The organism is Streptomyces sp. bgisy027 (genome assembly GCF_057710365.1).
In genome coordinates, this window is sequence record NZ_JBYIVZ010000106.1 from 1 (window position 1) to 7,588 (window position 7,588).

Consider the following 7,588-nt stretch of genomic DNA (forward strand, 5'->3'; position numbering starts at 1 on the left):
GGCTTGCGGCCGGCACCGGCATACATGGATACCTGGCCGTCCGTCACCAGACTGGGGCCGCTGCCGGGTTCGGGGTGCCAGCGATGGGCGACGGCCAGTCCGGGGTCGACGAGCTGCAGTCCGTCGAAGAAGCGCAGCACTTCGGCCCGGCTGCGTACCTGCAGGGGGGTTCCCCGCTGCAGGTAGGTGTCGGCGATGGCGACCCAGGCTTCCGGCTCAAAGTCACCGGTGCAGTGGGTCAGGCTCAGGTAGGAGCCCGACGCCAGCGGCTCCAGCATCCGGCTGACGATCTGGTGGGGATTCTGGCCGTCGGTGATGAAATGCAGCAGGGCATGCACCGTCAGGGCCACCGGCCGGTCGAAGTCGATCGCCTCGGTTGCCTCGACGGCCTCCAGCAGCTTGCCGGGCTGGGTGATGTCGGCCTCGACATAGCAGGTTGTGCCCTCGGGTGCGCCGTCCAGGAGTTCGTCGGCGTAGACCAGGACGATGGGGTCGTTGTCTGCGTAGACGACGGTCGCTTGCGGCGTTACCTCCTGGACGATCTGGTGGAGGTTGGGTGCGGTAGGGATACCGGTGCCGATGTCGATGAACTGGCAGATCCCTTGCCTAGCCAGGTAGCGTCCGATCCGGTGCATGTAGGCGCGGTTGGCCCGGGCTCCCACCTCGATAGCGGGGAAAACCCGGATGGCTGCTTGTGCCGCCTCGCGGTCCACCGCGTAGTTGGTCTTTCCACCCAGGTAGTAGTCGTACATGCGGGCGTTGTGCGGCCTGTCCTGCCCTAAGTCCGCTTCTGTGCCGCTTCCCGGCCTGGGCGCCGGCTGCTCCCCCAACGCTTTTTCCCCTTGTCGTGGTCCGCACGCCCCTGCGGGCGGGTGCACGTCCGATTACCGCTCGGGTGCACTTCGTTGCAACGGGCTCATCAGTACTGGCAGGCCCGTCTCGCTGTCCAGTACGGAATTGCGGGCCGTTCGTTCATCCGCGCCCGTCCACGGGCCGCCGGACCCGTGGGAGCCCTGGACGGTCCGTGTGCCGGGGCGGTACCACGCAGGACCTCTCATTGAGGGGCGTTGCAGGAGCACACGGTTGGTAGATGATGTGGGGCTCGTACCGCTCAGAGCCCGCCGCGCGCGAGGGCGGCCGTGAATGCCGCCGCCGCGGGACGCGGGACGCCGACAATGCCTCCTTGCGGTTGCTTAGAGTCGCGGAAGAGGACCCGGTCGTGAGCCGGCTGCGCGACCTCGACGCACGCCCCGTCGGGGTTGCTGTGCGAACTCTTCCGCCATCGCAACAACGCCGCGGGTCCAGCATCAGTGGACACGACCTGCGCATATGCCAGAGTCTCCATCGGTGAACCTCCGCGGTGACTGAATTCCCCGCTCCGCAAATGCAATTGCATCCGCTTGCCACCAGGAGGATCACCGCCACGGCGCTGCTTATGCACACTTGGGGGAATTTTGTCTTAATCAGGTTGATCCGCAGGGGCGCTGCGTGCCCGGGTGCAGTCGCGGTCTCGACCTCCGCCGCGTTCGCACCCCCTTTCGCCTGCGCAACGGCAAGGCGCCGGGCCGTCTCGTGTGTCCGTTCGGCTGGCGTCGACAGGTGCGAGTTGCGGCGGGCGTGCCGTCACCGCGCATCATGGGGTTCGGCGCGTGTGGGCCGTCGCAGGGCACGCGCTACTTACGGCCTTTCGGTGCGAGCGAGCCTGTCCTCTTGCACCAGGCGGGCGGCCAGACACCGGGCGCACCTCCGTTCACCGCCACTCGAACACGTGCGCCTGCGTCGTAAGTCCGGCCGCCTGCATGCAGTGGGCAGCACAGCAAGGCGGCGGGGCACTGCGCGCGGTGGCTGCGCCGGCTTCTTGTGCTGCGCCTCGTCCTGATCTGCGCGGCTCTGACTCAAGCCGCGTGGCTGCGGCTTGAGTGGCCCGGGTGTCTTGTCCGGTGAGGGCAGGCAGGCTTCTCGGACGGGGAGTTGCGGGGGGATGTTTTTGCTCTCGCCTGGCCTGGTGCAGGCCAGGCGAGAGCGCTGCTGCCCGCTCCCACAATCTCGGCACGGAAGCGAGCTCTTCCGGATGGAAGGCCGACACCAAAGGTGTCCTGGTTCCATTGACGCGGGTCCGCAGTGCAATTGCAAGAGAATCCGGGAACTTCTAACCGCACGCGTGCCAACTCGGCCAAGTGCGCGCTACGGCGGCTCTTCGTGCGCTCTCAGTCCGCTCCCGGCGGATCCAATTGTTCCGTGATTCAGCGATCACGTGGCGTGACAACTGTGTTGCCCACCATGCTGGTTGACCTCCCCGGCCGACGGATTCGGCACCCGTCGGCCCGGGAGTGCGCTGTGGCCTGACCGGATGGGCCATGCGGCAGCAGAGGCCGAACACCAAAGGACTTTCAGGTGATTCACAAAGAGATACTGATCATCGCTGCGACGGCGGCCGTGTTCGCTTGGAGCACGGTCATGGTGGCGATGGGGCATGTCGCCGCCGTCGCCACGCTGGCGCCGGCCCTCGGCCTGGCCGTCCAGCAGATCGTCAGCGCCGCCCGGCCGCAGAGCGAGCCGAAATCGGCGCGCCCCGCGGAGACGGCCGGGGACAGGGAGGGCCGCGCCTCGTGACGACGCCTTCAGAACCACCGGCACCCGCCCTCGGCCCTCCCTCCGTCCGGCCCGGACGCAAGCTCGGGCCGATCGTGGAGTGCGTGGGCAGTTCCCACTGTGCCTGGCTGGCCCCGATGCGTGAGGCCTACCTCCTGAGCGGGCTGACCCTCAGTCAACTCAGCGATCGTGTAAGGCTGTCCAAGTCCAAGCTCTCCGAACTACTACGCGGATGCGGCCTGTACCCCCGGTGGGAGATCGTTCTCAGCCTGGCCGTCGAGCTGGACATGCCCCAGTGGCCGCTGTACCGGCTGTGGCGGTACGCAGCGCTCGAAGCCCAAAAGACCCGGGACTGGGTCGACCGTTGCAGCGAGAGAACCATGGCAGCTCTGGCCACCGCGCACACGGCCCAGCCCCTGGACCACCGCGCCTTCCACGAACTGGTCGAGAGCGACTACACCCTGTACGCCCAGGTCTTCCTCGACGACGACCAGCGCGACAGCGCGGTCTCCGACACCTTCGACATCCTCTGGCTGCGCTGGAACGACGCACTGGCCAGCCCTGACACCCGGCGCTTCGCCTGGGAAGTCCTGCGCGCCACCGTCATGGCCAGGACGCCGCACCTGGACGGCCGGCCCGAGTTCAGTGCCGCGGCCTTCGACACCCTCGCCCTGCGGCAGCTGGCCGACGCCACTGCGCGCATGAACCAGATGGCCGAGAGCCTTGAACTTTTCAAGGCGATGAGCAGGCTGCCGGACCACCAGCTCGACGTCGTGGTGCTGCTCAGCCTGTGCGGGCTCACCCCAGACAGCGTCTCCGCCCTCCTGGGTGTGCCGCTGGCCACCGTGCAGTCGGACGAGCGCCACGCCCTTCACTTCCTCGACAGCGTCATCCCTCCCCCCGAGACCGAAAGGACCCCTGCGTGACTCACGTCAGAGAAATGCTCTCCCGGGCTCTACTCGTCCGCGACCGCACAGTGCCGCGCGACATCGTCCCTCCCTCCAAAGGCACCTTCCGCCGGGACGCTTTCCTCACCGGCTCCCATCCGGGCAAGGACAGCGTCGCGTCCACCGAGGCCGCCGAGGACCTGCGCACCTTGTGCGAAGCCCTCGTGACGCACATGCCCGCAACCTTCGTCTCCGACTTTGTCACCGACCAGGTGCCCGAACCCCACAGCGCCCTGGTCCTGGCGTGTGTCCTGCAACTGACGGACACCGACGACGGGGCACGCTACTGGTGGCAGTACGCAGCCGGCGCCGGACTGCCTGCTGCCGCGTACTGCCTCTACCTGCACCACCTGGCCCTCGGTGAAAGAGCTGCCGCCGCCTGGTGGCACCGCCAGACCGACGACGTCCAGCCGCCCCCCGAGGTGCCCGCATGCCCGCACGCATCCGCTGCGCAGCCCATCCTGTCCCGGCCCGCGCAGGACGCCGGAGCCTCCGCCACCTCGATCCTCCATTTCCTGCTCCACATCGCCAAAAACACCGCCCGGCCCCGCCCAGCGGCGGTCAGTGAACTCATGGCCTACGTTCCCCTAGCCGTCGCCGCGGGCTACCTGCGCCGACCCGACGTGGAACTGCCGCTGCCCGGCACCGAGTTCGCCTGCAACATCCGTGCCCTGCTCACTGCCGCCGCCAACAAACCCTGCGCGCCCGGCTCCCGCGCGGCACGGCCGGACGCCCGCGAGCCTGCCCGGCAAAACTCCAGCCAGTCCCAGTCCGGGACACGCCCCATCCACAGCGCCGGGGCTGTCGCCTCTCAGATGGGAGAGACTGCATCGCACTGACCCGGATTCCTTGAGCACGGTTTTTCAGGGAGGTGCCCGGGCATACCCGCCAGATTCTGCACGATCGGGTACGGCGGGTGGTCAGCCACCCGGTGCGTCGGGAAGCCCGCCGACAGTCTGACCGCCGCTGCAGGCAAAGCAGTGCTGCCCTGGACCGGTACAGCAGGCCGCGTCTGTTCGTGGACCGCGTGAACGCTGCTCCCTGCTCCTCTAACCCGACGGCACCGCACCGCTCCCGCGAGCGTCCCACGCACGGGTCGCCTGCGCGGCCAACTCGCCCTGCAGGCGACAGCCGTGGAGCCCTGCACGAGCCGACAGCCGACGAGCGCGCCGGGGCAAACAGCACAGGCCTGGGCGAAGGCTTGTCGAAGTACACACAGGGAAGACCGCATGGGGAACTGTGGGGCTGGAGCACCGCAACAGCCGCACCGAGTGGTCGAGTTGATCAGTTGGCGACGTGTCCCGGGCCTTGGGGCTCGCTTCGGGGCAGTCACATATGGGGGCGCAATGACGACACCGACGGGCAGCAGTCCTGAGGCGGATACAACACGCGAACTGGCCGCCGGCACCTACCTGGACGACGGTTTCCGCGGTGCTGTCATCGAAGAGCTCTATGAGCACCCGGAACGTACGGTCGCCCCCTCCGTTGGGTTCGATGCCGTCCCGGTTCTTGTCCATGCCTTACGGGCCCGGCGCATCCAAAGCGCCTGGGCGTGGATCGTCATAGCCCTGTGGGCGGTGGGCTTCCTGGTGGCGGGCGCATTCTTCGCCTACTACCTCGCCCCGGCCGTCCTTCTGGCGATCTCCGCGGTCCTGGCCAGCGAGCGAAACGATCCGGTGCCTCGCCGGCTCGGCTCGCAGGACCGCCCGCCGCGCGGGGCACGGCGCGTTCTCAGCGCCTCGCTGTCCGTCCTCGGCCGCGTCATGTTCGCCGGCTACTTGGGCCTGGCGGTGGCGAACATCACCTCACCCGGGCTCATGCCTCCTGGCGGAGACGCCCTGTCCTCCTGGGTGGCCCTGGGCGTCCCGCTGGGCATGACGCTGTGTGCCGTCGGTCACCGCGCACAAGTGAACCGGACGCTGTCCGGCGTTCTGTCGCCGCAGCTTTTCGGTGACGGCCACGGTGCGCACGCCGCGCTCGCAAGCGCCCCGCGGCTCAGGGCGACGGCAGGGCTCATCGCACGCGAACAGCATGCGCCCCTCGTCGGCTACGGACCGAACTCCCCTTTCCTCGGCTTTGGCAGCCCTTACAAGCCCTGGACCGCCGCCCTAGAACTGGCCTCTCGCCCGGGCGGGTCTCCCCGGCCGCTGAGCAACCGGGACCTCCTCGACGGGATCACCGCCCGGGCCGAGCAGCTGCGGAGGCAGCAGGCGACGTCACCGCGGCATCCGCTGGCACGGCTGGTCGTGGACGAGTACGTGTTCCTGCCCGTGGAGGGGCTGCAGCGCCGAGACGCATGGCCCCACGGCACCGAGGCGTTCGACTCCCACCGGACCGCCGCCGTTGAGGAGGGAGCCGACCGGCGCCGGCACTACCTGTCGATCCAGATTCCGGGAGAGACGCAGGACTGCGTGGCGACGGTGTTCATCCGCGTCCACACGCACGGCGGCATGCTGGCGGTGGAGTATCTGCCGCACGTGCTGTATCCCGTCCGACCGGACTTCCGTGCGGTGGACAGGGGTACCGTCGGCCAGCGACGCTTCCCTGCCTCCTGGTGGCTCCAGACCCCGGCATTCGCAGCCCGCTCGGTGTCTCAGCTCCTGGGACACAGCACCTCCTGGTACCGGGCTTGGAGCGGGCATCGCCAGCATGAGTCACCAGATGGTCCGCACATGTCGGTGCGGGAACTGGCAGCCGAAAAGCGTACGCCCCTGCTCCAGGCGATGGACGTCCATCGCCACCTCCAGGCAGTGCAGGAGAACGTCGTCAGCGGTGTGCTGAGCGTCCTTCGCGAACACGGCTACACGACAGCCAGGTCCGAGGGGCAGATCTCCCAAGTTACCGACGGCGGTGTCTCCATCGGTTCGATGTCCGGCGGAGCGGTCGCTACAGGCACGAACTATCCGATCCGCCCGGCGGAAGCAGGCCCGGGCTCACCGGGTCCGACCACCAACCCCGACGACGACAGTTGGCGGAGAAGCTGAGACATGGGTGACATCGCAAAGGGAGTCCTGGTCGGAACCTGGACCCTGCTCGTCGGATGGATCCTGCCCACGACGATCAATTTGGCAGTGCTGTGCTTCACGGTGGCCCCGAGCCTCGATGGCGTGGTCAACGCGATACGTCTGCGGCCCACGACAGCTGTCGGCGCTACCTTGCTGCTGGTCTTCTCGGTGCTTTTCGGACTGATCATGAATGCCATGCAGAGCCCGCTGTACCGCATCCTGGAGGGGTACCTGCTGTGGCCCCAGCCGCTCTATCTGCGACGTTGTCATCGCCACCAGGCGCTGCGCGCCACGCTCGATGAGCGTCTGCAACTCCTGCGTCTGGAGCGAGAAGCCCGCCGCCGATCTCTGGAAGAGCACGAGCAGGAGACCCTGCAGCGGCTGCAGACCAGCTCGGAGCTGGAGCGATGGCGTAACCACGACCGTGCTCGCGGTCTGATCCAACGCGCTTTGCTGCAAGAGCAGTTGGCCCGCTATCCGGTCGACCTGGACCAGATCGCCCCTACTCGCCTGGGCAACGCCATCCGCAGATTCGAGGAGTACGGACACGACCGCTACCGCCTCGACTCCCAGCTGCTGTGGAACGAGCTGAACGCAGCCGCCCCCGAGCAGGCACGCCGCCAGGTGGACACCGCGCGCACCAGCGTCGACTTCTTCGTCGCACTGCTGTACGGCCACGCCATCGTCACCGTCATTGCGCTGGGCTCCCTCATCGCGCCCAAGGCAGACCCCATCCCGCTGATCGCGACCGCCGCAGTGGCTGCCGCGCTGATGCCCGTGTGGTACCGCACCGCAGTCGTGGCCACCGACGAATGGGCGGCAGCAGTCCGCGCCCTGGTAAGCGTCGGCAGGGCGCCACTCGCCCACGCCCTCGGCCTCGCACTGCCCAAGAGCCTCGTAGAGGAACGATCGATGTGGACGATGGTCTCGAAGTTCACACGAATCCCCTACGACGACCCGGCCGTCGCACTGGACCAGTTCCGCCGAGACCTCGAACCACAGGACACACCACCGCCCGGCATAGCAGGTCCCGCCTAAGGGGTC

General features: G+C 68.0%; 7 protein-coding genes. 5 read left to right on the top strand and 2 right to left on the bottom strand.

Annotated elements, in window-relative coordinates:
- Positions 1-752, bottom strand: a 752-nt coding sequence (locus tag AC3ETA_RS47320; RefSeq protein WP_432199089.1) for an SAM-dependent methyltransferase, incomplete at its 3' end; no start/stop codon positions are given.
- A 359-nt stretch (positions 753-1,111) separates the two neighbouring features.
- Complete coding sequence (locus AC3ETA_RS47325; RefSeq protein ID WP_432199095.1) at positions 1,112-1,396, bottom strand: DUF397 domain-containing protein; 285 nt, start codon at positions 1,394-1,396, stop codon at positions 1,112-1,114.
- Positions 1,397-2,394: 998 nt separating this feature from the next.
- Between AC3ETA_RS47325 and AC3ETA_RS47330 the strand changes: the two genes are divergently transcribed.
- The 5 genes from AC3ETA_RS47330 (at position 2,395) to AC3ETA_RS47350 (ending at position 7,582) form a co-directional block, all read left to right on the top strand.
- A complete protein-coding gene (locus AC3ETA_RS47330; RefSeq protein ID WP_432199090.1) occupies positions 2,395-2,613 on the top strand; it encodes a hypothetical protein in 219 nt (72 codons plus the stop codon).
- An 83-nt stretch (positions 2,614-2,696) separates the two neighbouring features.
- Entirely contained in the window at positions 2,697-3,518 is an 822-nt protein-coding gene (locus tag AC3ETA_RS47335; RefSeq protein ID WP_432199091.1) for a sigma-70 RNA polymerase sigma factor region 4 domain-containing protein, read from the top strand.
- Positions 3,515-4,378, top strand: a complete 864-nt coding sequence (locus AC3ETA_RS47340; RefSeq protein WP_432199092.1) for a hypothetical protein — start codon at positions 3,515-3,517, stop codon at positions 4,376-4,378. The genes AC3ETA_RS47335 and AC3ETA_RS47340 overlap by 4 nt, the downstream gene beginning before the upstream one ends.
- A gap of 507 nt (positions 4,379-4,885) precedes the next feature.
- Positions 4,886-6,523 carry a hypothetical protein gene (locus AC3ETA_RS47345; RefSeq protein ID WP_432199093.1) on the top strand — a complete coding sequence of 546 codons (1,638 nt, stop codon included), beginning with the start codon at positions 4,886-4,888 and terminating at the stop codon, positions 6,521-6,523.
- Between the two features lie 3 nt (positions 6,524-6,526).
- Positions 6,527-7,582 carry a hypothetical protein gene (locus tag AC3ETA_RS47350; protein WP_432199094.1) on the top strand — a complete coding sequence of 352 codons (1,056 nt, stop codon included), beginning with the start codon at positions 6,527-6,529 and terminating at the stop codon, positions 7,580-7,582.
- Positions 7,583-7,588 lie beyond the last annotated feature (6 nt).